The following is a 16730-nucleotide window of genomic DNA, read 5'->3' as shown; positions in this document are numbered from 1 at the left end:
TAGCCGGAGTACGAAGCAACAGATTAGACAGTATGATAAAAGGGAGGAGTGTAGGAAGTACTGTATTGAACCACAGAAGAATTCCAGAGCTTGCCCCTTGGAATACACCTTGTGGAAAAATTAGCATGGAAAGAAACAGAAGAAGGACGGATAGTGTAGACAGAAAACGTTGAATTGACATATTGGGACACCGGAAAATTGCTTTTGTTTTATTCTATGGAGTGCATAGATGTTTTATGAAGAAAGATTCGCTATAAGGAATAATGAATTCTCAAAAACTGTAAATAAAAGATTTTTATATTTTAAAATTTTATAGGACCGGTTCCCTGGTGAATAGGGGACTGGTCCTGTTCATATAGTGATTAAAAAGAGTTTTTTTATGAAAAAGAAAAAAACACGAAAAATTATAGTTCTATTGTTTTTGCTCTCTCTTTTTACTGTGTTGGAAACAGGTCGTCTTATGGAAATGGGAAAGTATTATGGTCTACAAAAGAAAACAATCAAAGATACAGAATATCGAAGGGATTTTTTTTCGTCATCTATGAGAGAAAAAGAAGAGCTTTTATCGGATGAGTGTATAACATTACTCCAAAATGTGGAAAAAGAAGTGAGTTATTTTCCAATTCCCGAATCGACTGTGGATAAGTCACTGAAAACATCCTATACAGACAGCTGGATGATGGAGCGTAAATACAAAGGAACAACTGGACATGAAGGGACCGATATTATGGCATCGATCAATGAAAGGGGAATCTATCCAGTAGTGAGTATGACGGATGGAACTGTCACAAACTTGGGATGGCTTGAAAAAGGAGGATATCGAATTGGCATAACATCAGAGAGTGGTACTTATTATTACTACGCCCACCTGGACTCTTATGCCGGGATTTCAGAAGGAGAACAAGTGATAGCAGGGGAACTGTTGGGATATATGGGAGATTCTGGATATGGCCCGGAAGGTACAAAAGGCAAATTCGCTGTACATCTTCATGTAGGAATCTATTCATATAAGGACGGGGAAGAGATTAGTGTGAATCCATATTACGTTTTGCGTTCTTTGGAAAATAAGAAATTAAAGTATGCTTATTTCTAGAGTTATACGAAAGAATATGTTATACTAAGCTATGTATGTAAATATGGAGGAAGAATAATGAATCTGCCTAGTGTGTTTGAAGAAAAGATGAAAGAACTCTTGGGTGAAGAGTTTGATGAATATATTGCCTGCTATGATGAGCCAAGATACTATGGTCTTCGTGTCAATACGGGAAAGATCTCTGTAGAAGAATTTCAAAAAATATGTCCGTTTGAGATTACACCGATTCCGTGGATAGAGAATGGATTTTATTATGACGGGGACCGGATATCTCCTGCCAAGCATCCGTATTATTTTGCTGGATTATATTATCTGCAAGAGCCAAGTGCAATGACACCGGCCAATCGGCTCCCTGTTGAGCCAGGGGACAGAGTTTTGGATGTCTGTGCAGCACCTGGAGGCAAGGCTACAGAATTAGGAGCAAAGCTTCAGGGACAAGGAGTACTTGTCGCGAATGATATCAGTAGCTCCAGAGCGAAAGGCCTTTTGAAAAATATTGAAGTTTTTGGAATTGGAAATGTATTGGTATTGAGCGAGGAACCGGGAAGGCTGGAAGATTATTTCGTAGAATATTTTGATAAAATCCTTATAGATGCTCCGTGTTCTGGAGAAGGAATGTTCCGCAAGGATAAAAAAATGGTAAAAGCCTGGGAAGAACATGGACCAGAATTCTTTAGTAATATTCAGAAAAGTATTATCCTTCAGGCTGCAAGAATGCTAAAACCAGGGGGAATGATGCTCTATTCGACCTGTACGTTCGATAGCCGTGAGAATGAAAGAATTATTGAACAGTTGCTTGAAAAATATCCAGAGTTTCGGATTTTGGATGTTTTACCATACGAAGGATTCTGCCAGGGAATGCCACAGTTTACAGAAGGAAAGATAGAAGATATTAAAAGAACTGTGCGAATTTTTCCTCACAAAATGAAAGGTGAGGGACATTATGTAGCTCTTTTGCAAAAGGGAGACTCATTGCGGGAAAAAGAATTAAAATTAAAAAAGAACAATGCCAAAAGAATTCCTGAGGATCTGGAAAAGTTTATGAAAGATGTCTTTTGGGAGTTGGATAGCTCACGCCTGGATATTCATGGAGAACGAATCTACTATATGCCGGAAGATCTTCCGGATGTTCGAGGAATTCGTTTTTTACGAACAGGATTGTTGCTCGGGGAGTTGAAAAAAAATCGTTTTGAACCAAGTCAGGCTTTTGCTATGTGCCTGAAAAAAGAAGAGTATGCGCATTGCATTGATCTGGCGGCGCAAGATTGCAGAGTTGCGAGGTATTTAAAGGGAGAAACAGTGGACGTCGAAGATCTGACGGGAACCAGTAAAAAGGGATGGCAGCTTGTATGTGTGGATGGTTATCCGCTTGGATGGGGAAAGCTTACAAATGGAACTCTTAAAAATAAATATTTGCCGGGATGGAGGCTGTGTTGATGATTCGTTTGGATAAGTATATGGCGGATATGGGGGTCGGGACACGCCAGGAAGTAAAAAAATATATTCGTCAGGGAAGAGTGGCTGTAAATGGGAACACTATAAAATCGCCGGAATTAAAAGTGGATGAAACAAAAGACTGTGTTACCCTTGAAAAAGAAGAAATTTCCTATGCTGTTTTCGAATACTATATGTTGAATAAACCGGCTGGGGTCATCTCTGCGACTGAAGATGGGAAGGATAAGACGGTCGTTGAACTGATTCGGGGAAAAAAGAGAAAGGATCTTTTCCCTGTTGGAAGATTGGATAAAGATACAGAGGGACTGATGCTGATCACGAATGATGGGCAGTTATCTCATCGTTTGTTGTCTCCTAAAAAACATGTAGATAAAATCTATTTCGCGAAAGTTTCGGGGAAAGTGACACTGGATGATGTAGAGGCGTTTGCCAGAGGAGTGAATATCGGAACTTGTGAAAAAGAAGAGTGGACAAGACCGGGAAAATTGGAAATACTGAAAAGTGGCGAAGAATCGGAGATATTATTAACGATACAGGAAGGTAAGTACCATCAGGTGAAGCGTATGTTTCAAGCTGTGGGAAAAGAGGTTATCTATCTTAGACGAGAAAGTATGGGACGGCTTCAGCTAGATGAAAACCTAAAACCAGGAGAATATCGGCCGCTTACGGAGAAGGAGTTGGAAGAGATTGCCTACTAAGATGCTTAGAGATGTTGATGCAATTATATTTGATTTAGATGGAACATTGGTAGATTCTATGTGGATCTGGCCATCTATTGATGATGATTATCTGGCAAAATATCATTTGACAAAGCCTGAAAATTTCCATGAAGACATGGAAGGAAAGAGTTATATTGAAGTGGCCCAGTTTTTTCTGGATACATACCCACAGCTGAATTGTACACGAGAGCAGGTTATGGATGAATGGATGGATATGGCGCATGATAAATATATGACACAAGTATTTCTGAAAGAAGGTGTCTATGAATTTATTCTGGAGATGCGAAACCTTGGGAAAAAAATTGGCATTGCCACGAGTAATGATAAAGGGCTTGCAGATGATACACTGGAAGCTTTGAATGTGGCAGAACTGTTTGATGTGGTTCGAAGTGCCTGTGAAGTTTCAGCCGGGAAGCCATCTCCCGATGTATACCTTAGGGTTGCTCAGGAATTAGGTGTAGATCCAAAGCGGTGCCTGGTCTTTGAAGATGTTCCAATGGGAATTCTGGCAGGAAAAAATGCCGGGATGAAAGTATGCGCTGTGGATGATGATTTTTCAAGACCACAAGAAGCAAAAAAACGAGAACTTGCAGATTATTATATATTTAGTTTTGATGAAATAAAAAAAGAAACTTATGAGGTGCTTTAAGAATGGAAAAAGGTTTTTTGCCTATTTGCAGACAGGATATGGAAGCTCGTGGCTGGAAGCAGGTAGATTTCGTCTATGTATCTGGAGATGCATATGTGGATCATCCATCGTTTGGCCATGCAATTATTACACGTGTTCTGGAGGCACATGGATTCAAGATAGGAATCATTGCTCAGCCGGATTGGAAGGATAAATCCAGCATTATGGAATATGGTGAGCCTAGATTAGGATTCCTTGTTTCTGCCGGTAATATGGATTCTATGGTGAATCATTATTCGGTATCCAAGAAACGTAGAAAAACAGATGCATTTACCCCTGGCGGCGTTATGGGAAAGAGGCCCGATTATGCTGCGGTTGTTTATAGTAATCTGATTCGCCAGGTATATAAGAAGACACCGATTATTTTGGGAGGAATTGAAGCAAGCTTAAGACGTCTGGCACATTATGACTACTGGTCTGATCGCTTAAAAAGGTCGGTGCTTTTGGATTCGGGTGCGGACTTGGTGTCTTATGGAATGGGAGAACGATCTATTGTAGAGATTGCTGAGGCGTTGGATAGTGGAATTGATGTCAAAGATATTACATTTATTCCAGGAACTGTTTATAAAGCTAAGAATCTGGATAGTGTATATGATGCGATTACACTTCCTTGTTTTGAAGATTTAAAAGCGGACAAGCTGAACTATGCCCGAAGTTTTTATACACAGTATTGTAATACGGATCCTTTCGTGGGAAAACGTCTGGTAGAGCCTTATGAAGAGCATCTCTATGTGGTTCAGAATCCGTCGGCCAGACCATTGAGCCAGGCAGAAATGGACAGAATTTACAGTTACCCCTATATGCGTACTTACCATCCCTCTTACGAAGCGATGGGAGGGGTTCCGGCAATCTCAGAAGTGAAGTTTAGCCTAATCAGCAATCGTGGATGCTTTGGCGGCTGCAATTTCTGTGCATTGACCTTTCATCAGGGAAGAATTCTGCAGACAAGGAGTCACGAATCACTGCTGGCTGAAGCGAGACAGTTTATCTGGGATAAGGATTTTAAAGGCTATATACACGATGTAGGGGGACCTACAGCGAACTTTCGATATCCTTCTTGTGAAAAGCAGTTGACTCGAGGAGTATGTAAGGAAAAGCAGTGCTTGTTCCCACGTCCATGTAGGAACCTGAAAGCGGATCATCAGGATTATATTCAATTACTAAGAAAATTAAGAGAACTGCCAAATGTTAAAAAAGTATTTATTCGTTCGGGAATTCGATTTGATTATGTGATGGCAGATAAAGATGATACATTTTTTCGAGAATTGTGTGAATTTCATGTAAGTGGACAGTTAAAAGTTGCACCGGAACATGTGTCGGATGCAGTTCTTCAGAAGATGGGAAAACCTGAAAACAGCGTTTATCAGGCTTTTGTAAAAAAATATAAAAAGATTAATCAAGAAATTCACAAAGAACAGTATCTGGTGCCGTATCTGATGTCTTCGCATCCGGGTTCAACGATGAAGGAAGCAATTGAATTAGCGGAATATCTGAGAGATCTTGGGTATATGCCAGAACAGGTGCAGGATTTTTATCCGACTCCGTCGACGATATCTACATGTATGTATTATACGGGTGTGGATCCACGAGATATGCAACCTGTCTACGTGCCGAAAAATCCTCATGAAAAGGCGATGCAGAGAGCTCTTATTCAGTATCGTAATCCAAAGAATTATGATTTGGTACTGGAAGCTTTGAAAAAAGCAGGAAGAATGGATCTGGTCGGATATGACAAGCATTGTCTGATACGTCCAAGACATTCTGATTTTATTCCGAACCAAAAGAATGACAGGAATCAAAAAGGCAAGCCGAAAAAGAAAAAAGCAATTCGCAATGTTCACAAAAAGAAAACAAAATAATAACAGATATACAAGGAGATGATTGCAGTGAGAATCGCAATTATAACAGGCGCATCCTCTGGAATGGGAAGAGAGTTTGCCTGCCAGATTTCGAGATTATATAAGAATCTGGATGAATTATGGGTAGTAGCTAGGAGAACCGAACGTTTAAAAGAGCTTCAGGAACAATTGACGTTTCCGGTCAGAACATTTGACGGTGATCTTCAAAGAGAATATATATTTGAACGAGTGGAAAGAGAATTGGATCGCCATCAGGCAGATGTTCGCATGCTTGTGAATGCAGCAGGATATGGCAAGATGGGATGCTTTGCAAAGGTTGATATAAAAGAACAAAGTGGAATGATTGATTTGAATTGTAAAGCGTTGACAAAAATGATTCAAATCTGTCTGCCTTATTTTTCGAAGGGAAGTAGAATTCTTAATGTTGCATCTGCGGCTGCTTTTGCTCCGCAGCCTGGATTTGCTGTGTATGCGGCTTCGAAATCGTATGTGTACAGTTTGTCGCTGGCGTTGAGAACAGAACTGAAAAGTAGGGGCATTTTTGTAACAGCCGTATGTCCGGGACCTGTTGATACAGAATTTTTTGAACGCTCAGGATCTTTGCCAAATTCCTTTAAATCATCTGTGAAAGTGTCTTCTAAAGAAGTGGTAAAATTGGCACTCATGGATTCTGTGAGGAAAAAACCTGTATCTGTCTATGGATACGCAATGAAGAGCGCAAGGGGATTGACGAAACTGCTGCCATATACATGGATAACTGATATTATGGGAGCTGCAAACAAAATAAGTGAAATATAGCAGGGAGTGTACCTAAAGATGAAAATTGAAAAAGGGCATCCGGGGTATATCAAATCACAAAAAACAAAATATCTGATTTGGTCTATTCTGGAATTTGGAATTGTAATTGCAATTTTTGTACTGGGATATGTACAGACAAAAACACGTTTGAATTTGTTTACGGTAATTGCGGTTGTAGGCTGCCTTCCGGCAGCAAAGATGTTAGTTGAGTTTATTACAATGGCACCGCATAAGAGTATTGAGCCGGAAAAATATCAGGAAATTCATGAGAAAGCTAATCTTCTCACACAAGTTTATGATATGGTCATCACAAGCAGTGAAAAAGTAATGCCGGTTGATGCAATCGTAATCTCAGACCATATAGTATGTGGTTATACGAGCAGCCCTAAGACGGATGAAACAGCACTTGCAAAGCATATCAAGAATATTTTAAAAAATCATCGATATGATAAGATGACGGTGAAAATATTTCATGATTATGTTGCGTTTTTATCGCGGGCAGAGGGAATGAATAATATTGCGGCGGTCGATAAGCCGAACTCAAGGAAGAAAGAACGAGAAATTAAGAATATTATCTTAAGTATTTCTATGTAATATAAGCGTTTCTAAAAAGGACTACTATGAAAGAGATTGTAATAAAACCTAATGAAGCTGGACAAAGACTGGATAAACTGTTGAAAAAATACTTAAGTGAGGCACCAGGCAGTTTCATATATAAGATGCTTCGAAAGAAAAATATTGTGCTGAATGGTAAGAAAGCAACGGGAAATGAAAAATTATCTGTTGGAGACAGTGTGAAGTTATTTTTGGCTGATGAAACAATTCAAAAGTTTTCTTCTCCAGTCCAGAATTCTTCTGTCGATAGAATAGAATCTGTTCCTTTGGATATTGTATATGAAGACAAACAGATACTGCTAATCAATAAGCCTTCTGGTATGTTGTCACAAAGGGCTGAAAAGAGTGATGTTTCTGTAGTAGAATATGTGATATCATATCTTATTAATAAGAAAGAAATCAGCGAAGAGGATTTGAAGACATTCAGACCTTCTATTTGTAATCGACTGGATCGCAATACCAGCGGATTGATTGTGGCTGGAAAGACACTCATTTGTCTACAGACCATGGGACATCTTTTGAAAGAAAGAACATTGAAAAAGTATTATCTGTGCATTGTAAAAGGAAGAATTCTAAAGCCCAGGCATATTTATGGATATATTCAAAAAGATGAGAGAACGAATAAAGTAACGGTAAGTAAGTCTGGTGATGTTCCGATTGAGACAGAATATGTTCCGATTGCCTGGAATGATTCGATGACATTGCTGCGTGTTCATCTGATTACCGGAAAAACTCATCAGATCCGTGCTCATCTTGCATCTGAAGGACACCCACTTTTGGGAGATTACAAGTATGGAGATTGTGTCTGGAATGATTCTTTTCGGAAAAAGTATAAGGTTACATCTCAGCTGCTGCATGCATATCAGCTTGAATTTCCAGAGCTGACATCTCCGTTTGAAGATGTTTCGAGAAAAACTTATACAGCGAAAGTACCGACAGAATTTTGGAAAGTAATAAAGGAGACAGCATGGCAACATGGAACTCAAGAGGCCTTAGAGGTTCAACATTAGAAGAGATGGTCAATCGGACCAATGAATGGTATCTGGAAAAAGGACTGGCGTTGATGCAGAAGATTCCGACACCAATCACGCCGGTAAAAATGGATAAGGAACATCGTCATATTACGTTGGCATATTTTGATCAGAGAAGTACGATTGATTATATTGGAGTAGTTCAAGGCATCCCTGTGTGTTTTGACGCAAAGGAATGTGTGGCGGATACATTTCCACTGCAGAATATTCATGAGCATCAGATTCAGTTCATGATTAATTTTGAAAAACAGGATGGAATTGCTTTTATATTAATCTATTATTCAGCGAAAAATATTTTATATTATATGCGCCTTGAAGAATTGTTGGTGTTCTGGAAGAGGGCAAAAGAAGGCGGCAGAAAAAGTTTTCGCTTGGAAGAGTTGGATGACCGGTTTTTTATGGAATTTCATCATGGATGTTACGTCCCTTATCTCGACGCAATAAACTTAGATTTGGAACTGAGAGAGGAACTTGACAAAGAGTAGGAAAATGCTTATAATTCAATAAGGTTTTTAACGTGGTAGCATGTTAAAGTGGAAAGATTACAATGATTTTGGAGGAAATATGAAAAAAGTATTGCATACTCCGGAAGGAGTCAGAGATATATACAATGTAGAATGTGGAAAAAGACTTGCGCTGGAAGGACGTCTTAAAAAGGTATTTCACCTCTACGGATACCATGATATCCAGCCACCGACATTTGAATATTTTGATGTGTTTGGAAAAGAGATTGGTACTATTCCATCCAAAGATTTATATAAGTTTTTTGATAAAGACGGGAATACACTTGCACTGCGTCCGGATATCACTCCGTCCATCGCACGTGCAGTTGCAACCTTATTCAAAGAAGAAGAATTGCCGATTCGTCTTTGTTATACCGGAAACACGTTTGTAAACCATTCTAATTATCAGGGCCGTCTGCGTGAGACAACTCAGATGGGTGCTGAGTTAATGGGAGATGATTCTGTTGAGGCAGATGCTGAGATGCTTGCACTGGTCATTGAATCTCTGCTTACGATAGGATTAAAAGAATTTCAGTTAAATGTGGGAAATGTAGACTTCTTTCAGAGCCTGATAGAAGATGCCTGCCTGGATGAAGAAGCAGAAGAGCGTGTCAGAGAATTGATCAATAATCGTAATTACTTTGGAGTAGAAGAATTTCTTGAGAGTATCCAGGTGAAGAGAAGTTCTAAAGAGGCGTTCGCTGCACTAAACGAGTTGGTCGGTGGCGTAGATATTCTCGTTCATGCTAAAAATATTGCACCGAATTCAAAAGGTGTAATGGCAATTCGCCGCCTGGAAAAGATCTATGATACATTAAAGCTATACGGGGTAGAAAAGTTCGTGAACTTTGATTTGAGTATGACAGGTACGTATGGATATTATACAGGCATTATTTTCCGGGGATATACATTCGGAACAGGAGATGCGATTGTAAAAGGTGGACGATATGATCATTTGATTGAAAAGTTCGGCAAGCAATCTCCGTCTATAGGTTTTGCTATTGTACTGGATGAATTGATGAATGCTTTGACTCGCCAGAAAATTCGCATTGTATATACCAGAAAGAATACAATGATCGTATACGATGAAGGAAAACAGAGAGAGGCTATTGCCCTCGCAAAAGATTTCCGAAGAAAGGCAAAGAATGCAGAACTTATTAAGAAAGACAAAGGAAAGCTATTAGAAGATTATGTAGCATATGGAAAAGAATATTATGCCGGCAATCTGATTTACATCAAGAAATCAGGGGAAATTACCATGATTAATCTGGTGACTGGTGAGCATAAGATTGTGAATAGTACAGATAGGAGTTAGTGACAACATGAGATACCTTACATTTGCTTTGGGAAAAGGACGTCTGGCAAAACAGACACTGGAATTATTTGAAAAGATTGGAATTACCTGTGAGGAAATGAAAGATAAAGATTCAAGAAAATTAATCTTTACAAACGAAGAATTAAAACTTCGATTCTTTCTTGCAAAGGGTCCTGATGTTCCTACTTATGTAGAGTATGGTGCAGCTGATATCGGAGTTGTAGGAAAAGATACCATCCTTGAGGAGGGGCGTAAGGTCCACGAGGTGCTTGATCTTGGATATGGAAAGTGCAGAATGTGTGTCTGTGGTTATAAGGATGCAGCACCATTACTTCAACATCATGAGTTGATTCGCGTTGCGACGAAATATCCGAACATTGCTAAGGACTATTTCTATAATACCAAGCATCAGACGGTAGAAATCATTAAGTTAAATGGTTCTATTGAGCTTGCTCCGATTGTAGGATTGTCAGAAGTAATTGTAGATATTGTTGAGACTGGGTCTACCTTGAAGGAAAATGGTCTGGAAGTATTAGAAGAAGTATGTCCTCTGTCTGCAAGAATGATCGTGAATCCAGTGAGCATGCGTATGGAAAGCGACAGAATTAAGTCACTTCTTACAAAGCTTCGTACACAGATACAGATATAGATAATATAGAAAGGATGCGATTGTATGAGAATACAACATTTGGATAAAGATACGAGACAGAATCTTTTGGAAGATCTTTTAAAGAGAAGTCCTAATAATTATGGGCAGTATGAACAGGGAGTCGCTGAGATCTTAGAACGCGTGAAAACAGAAAAAGACCAGGCACTTTTTGATTATACGAAGAAGTTTGATCAAGCAATTATATCTGCTGAGAATATCCGGGTTACAGAAGAAGAGATTCAGGAGGCATATGATCTGGCAGATCCGGCATTGGTCGAAATTATCCGAAAGGCACTGCATAATATTAAGACTTATCATGAGAAGCAGAGACAATACAGTTGGTTTGACAGTAAACCAGATGGGACGATGCTTGGACAGAAGGTAACACCATTACATAGAGTTGGCGTGTATGTGCCGGGCGGGAAAGCTGTGTATCCGTCTTCTGTATTGATGAATATTGTTCCGGCAAAGGTAGCCGGTGTGGATGAAATTATTATGGTGACACCTCCGGGAAGGGATGGTAAAGTTACGCCGAATACTCTGATTGCGGCCTGCGAGGCAGGTGCAGATGCGATCTACAAAGTAGGAGGAGCGCAGGCAATCGGAGCATTAGCCTATGGTACGGAAAGTATTCCAAAAGTAGATAAGATTGTGGGACCTGGCAATATATATGTAGCGTTGGCGAAGAAAGCAGTTTATGGTCATGTCAGTATTGATGCCATTGCAGGACCAAGTGAGATTCTCGTTATTGCAGATGATACGGCCAATCCCAGATATGTTGCAGCGGATCTGCTGTCGCAGGCAGAACATGATGAATTAGCATCTGCAATTCTGGTAACGACAAGCGAAGAATTGGCACAAAAGGTATCGGACGAAGTGGATGAATTCGTAAAAGTATTATCCCGAAAAGAAATTATACAGAAGTCTTTGGATAATTATGGATATATCCTTGTGGCAGATACCATGGAAGAAGTGATTGAGATTGCAAATGATATTGCGTCAGAACATTTGGAGATTCAGACAAAGAATCCTTATGATGTGATGACAAAAATCCGCAATGCCGGAGCGATTTTTATAGGCGAATATTCCAGTGAGCCTCTGGGAGATTATTTTGCTGGACCAAACCATGTCCTTCCTACGAATGGAACTGCAAAATTTTTCTCTCCATTATCAGTGGATGATTTTATCAAAAAATCAAGCATTATTGCATATTCAAGAGAAGCGCTGGAAGAGATCCATGAAGATATTGAGAATTTTGCAAAAGCAGAGCAATTAACTGCGCATGCAAATTCCATCAAGGTTCGTTTTGAATAAGAACAGAGATAAAATAGGAGGCGCGTAATATGGAGCGGACAGCCAGTTGTACAAGAAAAACAAAAGAAACAGATATTATGATAACATTCAATCTGGATGGCACCGGAAAAACAGATATTGATACAGGGGTTGGCTTTTTGAATCATATGCTGGATGGATTTGCCAGACATGGATTATTTGACTTAACTGTAAAGGTAAAAGGTGATCTCGAGGTGGACTGCCATCATACTATTGAAGATACTGGGATTGTGTTAGGACAGGCAATAATGGAAGCAATTGGCGATAAAGTCGGAATTAGGCGTTATGGTCATTTTATCCTTCCAATGGACGAGACCCTGGCATTGTGTGCCGTAGACTTGTCGGGAAGACCATATCTAAGATTTGATTCTGAATTTACGGTCGATTGCATTGGAGATATGGATACTGAAATGATAAAGGAATTCTTTTATGCAGTATCTTATAGTGCCATGATGAATATTCATCTTCGTATTTTAGATGGCGAGAACAATCATCACAAGGCAGAAGCACTGTTTAAAAGTTTCGGAAAAGCTCTGGACATGGCAACGATGGATGAGCCGAGAATACAGGAAGCATGGACAACAAAAGGAAGCCTATAAAAGGAGAAGATAGATATGAATTTTAAAAAATTGATTCCTTGCCTGTTTATTGCGGGAGGAAAAGCTGTAAAATGGTTCGATGACCATACTGTAATTTCAGAAGATGCTGTTGCACTTGCGAAGAGTTATAGTGACAATGGAGCGGATGAATTATTGATATTTGATTTATCAGAATCGGATGAAGAACATGATGAGTCGATAGATTTGATGAAACGTATGAATCGTGTGATTCGTATTCCAATGGTAGCTGGCGGTAATGTAAAGAGACAGGAAGATATTAAGAAAATATTATATGCAGGTGCAAAACGAGCAATGGTCAATTTTTCAAAGCAAGGAAGTGGAAAGCTTCTGGAAGATGCTGCCAAGAGATTTGGTAAGGAAAAACTGGCAGTTTCCTTGCAGGATTTTGATGCATTATTCAAACATCAGCACATTATTCAGGAATGCTGCAGTGAAATTGTATTTATGCATAGATTAGACTTGAATTCTGTTGTTAATGTAACGGATGTTCCATGTGTAATTGTGACGGATACGATGGAAGAAGATGAGTTATTCAAAATCCTGAAATGTTCTGGTGTGAAAGGACTGTCCGGGAAATATGTCAGTCAGACGGATATGGATTTTGATGCATTTAAGACGAAATGTGGAAAAGAAGATATTGCAATGACTTCTTTTGAGAGTATTATGGAATTTTCCCAATTTAAAACCAATGAGCAGGGCTTACTTCCTGTGGTTGTTCAACACTACAAAACACAGGAAGTATTGATGCTGGCTTATATGAATGAAGAAGCGTTTAATCAGACGATTAAGACAGGTAAGATGACCTATTTTAGCAGGAGTAGACAACAGCTTTGGGTCAAAGGTGAGACAAGTGGACATTTTCAGTATGTAAAGTCTCTGACAATTGACTGCGATTATGATACATTGCTTGCAAAGGTAGATCAGGTTGGTGTGGCGTGTCATACAGGAAATCCAACATGCTTTTTCCAGCCGCTTGCAGGAACGGATTATGATGAGACCAATCCGTTAAAGGTATTTGAGTCGGTATATGCTACTATTGTCGACCGAAAAATGAATCCAAAAGAGGGTTCTTATACGAATTATCTGTTTGACAAAGGAATTGATAAGATTCTGAAGAAAGTAGGAGAAGAAGCTACAGAAGTTGTTATTGCGGCAAAGAATCCGAATCCGGAAGAGGTAAAGTATGAATTATCGGATTTCCTCTACCATGCCATGGTATTAATGGTAGAAAAAGGAATTACCTGGGAAGATATTATCAAAGAATTGGCTGAACGCTAGTGTCTGAAGATGAATAGAAAGGATTTCTGAATCATATAGTTTATCGGGGTGATATTCTTGAATGATTCAGAAAAGCGTAGAAGGCAATTATTGGAGCAGACGAGGGAACTTTATAGTGACCGTAGATCAATACCGGCCGTTCATCCTCGTTATGGAATGGCATATCGAGAAATATATGGAGAAGACCAGATACCTGTACGGGGGACACTTGGGTTGCGTGCATTTCTATGTTTTATGCTTTTTGCGGTGTTTGTAACTATGAAGACCCAGGAAAAGGAAGTGTTGAATGTAGACAGCGATCGCATTGTGGAAGAAATTACTTATGATCTGGATGTGGCAGAAGTATGGAAAAACCTATAACTTGACACTGTTTATTGAAATTGATATAATACTCGTAATGAGAAGATAAAGCGTTGATTATAGTAAAATCAACGCTTTTCGTATGTTGAGGAGGTTTTTATATGTTAAAAGTATGGATTGTAGGTTCGAACGGGCAGCTTGGAACTGCAATTAACGATGTGATTGATCCTTTGGAAATGGAAGTGTTTAACACAGATAAAGAAGAATTGGACATCACTAAGACAGACGAAGTACTTAGTTTCGGAGAGATCAATCGTCCAGATGTCATTATTAACTGTTCTGGAGTTACGGATGTCGATCTGTGTGAGAGGGAACCGGAACTGGCATATAGAGTCAATGCACTGGGTACGAGAAACTTGAGTATCGTGGCACGTAAGGTGGGTGCGAAGATGGTACAGCTGTCCACAGATGATGTGTTCGATGGACTGAGTAAGACTCCTTATAGTGAGTTTGATGACACCAATCCCAAGACTGTGTATGGGCGTTCGAAAAGAGCTGGCGAGAATTATGTAAAAGAGTTCACACACAAGCATTTTATTGTTCGAAGTAATTGGGTCTATGGAAGAGGGAATAATTTTGTGACCAGAGTCCTTGCAGCTGCTGAGGAAGGGAAGGTACTATCTGTAGCATCAGATCAGTTTGGTTCTCCGACAAGTGCCAAGGATCTTGCAAGAATTATTCTATATCTGATTCAGACCAACGAATATGGAACATATCATGCTACTTGCAAAGGTGTATGTAATCGATATGAATTTGCGCTGGAGATATTGAGACTTGCAGGTAAGAATGCAGAATTAAAAACCGTTCCTACCAATGAATCTGATCTTTCTTCTGCCAGACCGGCATATGCTGTGCTTGATAATTTTATCCTTAGGATCATAGATGTTTATGAGATGCCGGATTGGAAGGATTCATTAAAGGAATATATGAATGAGGTGGTGTAATATGAAGAAAGCAAAAGAAAAGAAAAAGATAGGGCTTACAACGAAGATATTTATTTCGTTGATCTTGGGAGCAATATTTGGAATTATATTATGTTATATGGTACCATCCAGCCATATAAAAGATGACATAATTGTAGAAGGAATATTATATGTAATTGGACAAGGCTTCATTCGTCTGATGAAGATGCTGGTTGTTCCTTTGGTATTCTGTTCTCTGGTATGTGGAAGTATGTCTATCGGTGATACGAAGAAATTAGGAACTGTCGGTGTGCGTACTTTGGTTTTTTATCTCTTTACAACAGCCCTTGCCGTTACGGTAGCACTTTCTGTTGGAAATATTATTAATCCAGGTGTTGGATTGGATATGAGTGCGGTTCAGTCCAATGCGGCGGATGTGCAGAGCATGGAAGCTACAAGCCTTACGGATACATTATTGAATATTATTCCTGATAATCCGATCAGTTCACTTGCGAATGGAAATATGCTACAGATTATTGTGTTTGCGTTGATTGTAGGTATTATTCTTGCAAAATTAGGAGAGCGCACAGAGACCGTCGGTAACTTCTTCAGTCAGTTCAATGATATTATGATGGAAATGACTATGATGGTCATGAGTCTGGCACCAATAGGGGTGTTTTGCCTGATTTCCAGAACTTTTGCGAATATTGGTTTCAGCGCATTTGTTCCACTGGCGAAATATATGATAGGTGTATTGATTGCTCTTGCAATTCAGTGTTTTGTAGTATATATGGCGCTGTTAAAAGTATTTACCGGGCTGAATCCTGTTATATTCATTAAGAATTTCTTCCCTGTCATGGCATTTGCGTTTTCAACGGCAACATCTAATGCGACGATCCCAATGTCCATTGACACTTTGAGCAAAAAGATGGGTGTGTCTAAGAAGATTTCTTCATTCACGATTCCTCTTGGTGCTACGATCAATATGGATGGAACAGCAATTATGCAAGGTGTAGCAGTTGTTTTTGCGGCACAGGCATTTGGGATTCATCTTAGCATGACAGATTATCTAACGGTTATTGGTACTGCAACTCTGGCATCTATTGGAACAGCGGGTGTTCCAAGTGTTGGCCTTGTTACATTGACAATGGTATTTAACTCCGTAGGACTTCCGGTAGAAGCAATCGGTCTTATCATGGGTATTGACCGTATTCTGGATATGACCAGAACTGCTGTTAACATTACAGGTGATGCAGTATGTACAACGATTGTTGCTAATCAAAATAAAGCTTTAGATCGAGAAGTATTTAACAATTCCGGGAAGGAATCGAAAAAACAGAAAGAAATGGGAAGCGATGTAGAGCAATAATATAATAGAGAACGATCAGCTATAGTAGTTGGTCGTTTTTCTTTGTTTATATATGAAAAACCGAATATCGTTTTTGACATATCTGAGTTGTTATAGTACAATTTGAAGAAGTGAGCAGATAGATGGTCAGAGTTTATGTTAATT

The 16730-nt window shown here is 39.3% G+C and carries 17 protein-coding genes; all 17 read left to right on the top strand.

Annotation, left to right across the window (positions count from 1 at the left end):
• The first annotated feature begins 379 nt into the window (after positions 1 to 379).
• Positions 380 to 1093 (top strand): M23 family metallopeptidase, encoded by a 714-nt coding sequence (locus tag ABE613_RS09920; protein ID WP_235231496.1) that lies wholly within the window; start codon positions 380 to 382, stop codon positions 1091 to 1093.
• 57 nt (positions 1094 to 1150) lie between these two features.
• Positions 1151 to 2530 carry an RsmF rRNA methyltransferase first C-terminal domain-containing protein gene (locus ABE613_RS09915; protein WP_347376280.1) on the top strand — a complete coding sequence of 460 codons (1380 nt, stop codon included), beginning with the start codon at positions 1151 to 1153 and terminating at the stop codon, positions 2528 to 2530.
• Positions 2530 to 3246, top strand: a complete 717-nt coding sequence (locus ABE613_RS09910) for a pseudouridine synthase (RefSeq protein ID WP_235231494.1) — start codon at positions 2530 to 2532, stop codon at positions 3244 to 3246. The genes ABE613_RS09915 and ABE613_RS09910 overlap by 1 nt, the downstream gene beginning before the upstream one ends.
• Before the next feature lies 1 nt (position 3247).
• The gene (locus ABE613_RS09905) at positions 3248 to 3916 is read left to right on the top strand and encodes an HAD family hydrolase (RefSeq protein WP_235231554.1); all 669 of its coding nucleotides are present in this window, start codon (positions 3248 to 3250) and stop codon (positions 3914 to 3916) included.
• 2 nt (positions 3917 to 3918) lie between these two features.
• The gene (locus tag ABE613_RS09900) at positions 3919 to 5814 is read left to right on the top strand and encodes a YgiQ family radical SAM protein (RefSeq protein WP_347376279.1); all 1896 of its coding nucleotides are present in this window, start codon (positions 3919 to 3921) and stop codon (positions 5812 to 5814) included.
• Between the two features lie 18 nt (positions 5815 to 5832).
• A complete protein-coding gene (locus ABE613_RS09895) occupies positions 5833 to 6612 on the top strand; it encodes an SDR family NAD(P)-dependent oxidoreductase (protein ID WP_347376278.1) in 780 nt (259 codons plus the stop codon).
• Positions 6613 to 6630: 18 nt separating this feature from the next.
• A complete protein-coding gene (locus tag ABE613_RS09890) occupies positions 6631 to 7206 on the top strand; it encodes a hypothetical protein (protein ID WP_347376277.1) in 576 nt (191 codons plus the stop codon).
• 26 nt (positions 7207 to 7232) lie between these two features.
• On the top strand, positions 7233 to 8237 hold the full coding sequence (locus ABE613_RS09885; protein ID WP_347376276.1) for an RluA family pseudouridine synthase: 1005 nt from the start codon (positions 7233 to 7235) through the stop codon (positions 8235 to 8237).
• Entirely contained in the window at positions 8195 to 8743 is a 549-nt protein-coding gene (locus ABE613_RS09880) for a Holliday junction resolvase RecU (RefSeq protein WP_347376275.1), read from the top strand. The genes ABE613_RS09885 and ABE613_RS09880 overlap by 43 nt, the downstream gene beginning before the upstream one ends.
• Positions 8744 to 8822: 79 nt before the next feature.
• Positions 8823 to 10076 (top strand): ATP phosphoribosyltransferase regulatory subunit, encoded by a 1254-nt coding sequence (gene hisZ, locus ABE613_RS09875; protein WP_347376274.1) that lies wholly within the window; start codon positions 8823 to 8825, stop codon positions 10074 to 10076.
• 7 nt (positions 10077 to 10083) lie between these two features.
• A complete protein-coding gene (gene hisG, locus ABE613_RS09870) occupies positions 10084 to 10725 on the top strand; it encodes an ATP phosphoribosyltransferase (protein WP_235231487.1) in 642 nt (213 codons plus the stop codon).
• Positions 10726 to 10749: 24 nt separating this feature from the next.
• Positions 10750 to 12039 carry a histidinol dehydrogenase gene (gene hisD, locus ABE613_RS09865; protein WP_235231486.1) on the top strand — a complete coding sequence of 430 codons (1290 nt, stop codon included), beginning with the start codon at positions 10750 to 10752 and terminating at the stop codon, positions 12037 to 12039.
• Between the two features lie 29 nt (positions 12040 to 12068).
• The gene (gene hisB / locus ABE613_RS09860) at positions 12069 to 12656 is read left to right on the top strand and encodes an imidazoleglycerol-phosphate dehydratase HisB (RefSeq protein ID WP_235231485.1); all 588 of its coding nucleotides are present in this window, start codon (positions 12069 to 12071) and stop codon (positions 12654 to 12656) included.
• Between the two features lie 15 nt (positions 12657 to 12671).
• Positions 12672 to 13955 (top strand): bifunctional phosphoribosyl-AMP cyclohydrolase/phosphoribosyl-ATP diphosphatase HisIE, encoded by a 1284-nt coding sequence (hisIE, locus tag ABE613_RS09855; protein ID WP_235231484.1) that lies wholly within the window; start codon positions 12672 to 12674, stop codon positions 13953 to 13955.
• Between the two features lie 57 nt (positions 13956 to 14012).
• Positions 14013 to 14315: a hypothetical protein gene (locus tag ABE613_RS09850; RefSeq protein ID WP_235231483.1), complete on the top strand. Its 303-nt coding sequence runs from the start codon at positions 14013 to 14015 to the stop codon at positions 14313 to 14315.
• Between the two features lie 101 nt (positions 14316 to 14416).
• Positions 14417 to 15259: a dTDP-4-dehydrorhamnose reductase gene (rfbD, locus tag ABE613_RS09845; protein ID WP_347376273.1), complete on the top strand. Its 843-nt coding sequence runs from the start codon at positions 14417 to 14419 to the stop codon at positions 15257 to 15259.
• A gap of 1 nt (position 15260) precedes the next feature.
• On the top strand, positions 15261 to 16586 hold the full coding sequence (locus ABE613_RS09840; protein WP_347376272.1) for a dicarboxylate/amino acid:cation symporter: 1326 nt from the start codon (positions 15261 to 15263) through the stop codon (positions 16584 to 16586).
• Positions 16587 to 16730: the final 144 nt, after the last annotated feature.

Origin of the sequence: Dorea chungnamensis, assembly GCF_039832125.1 — a bacterium.
In the GTDB taxonomy this organism is placed as follows: Bacteria; Bacillota; Clostridia; order Lachnospirales; family Lachnospiraceae; genus JAFBIX01.
This window is presented reverse-complemented; position numbering and strand designations above follow the sequence as displayed.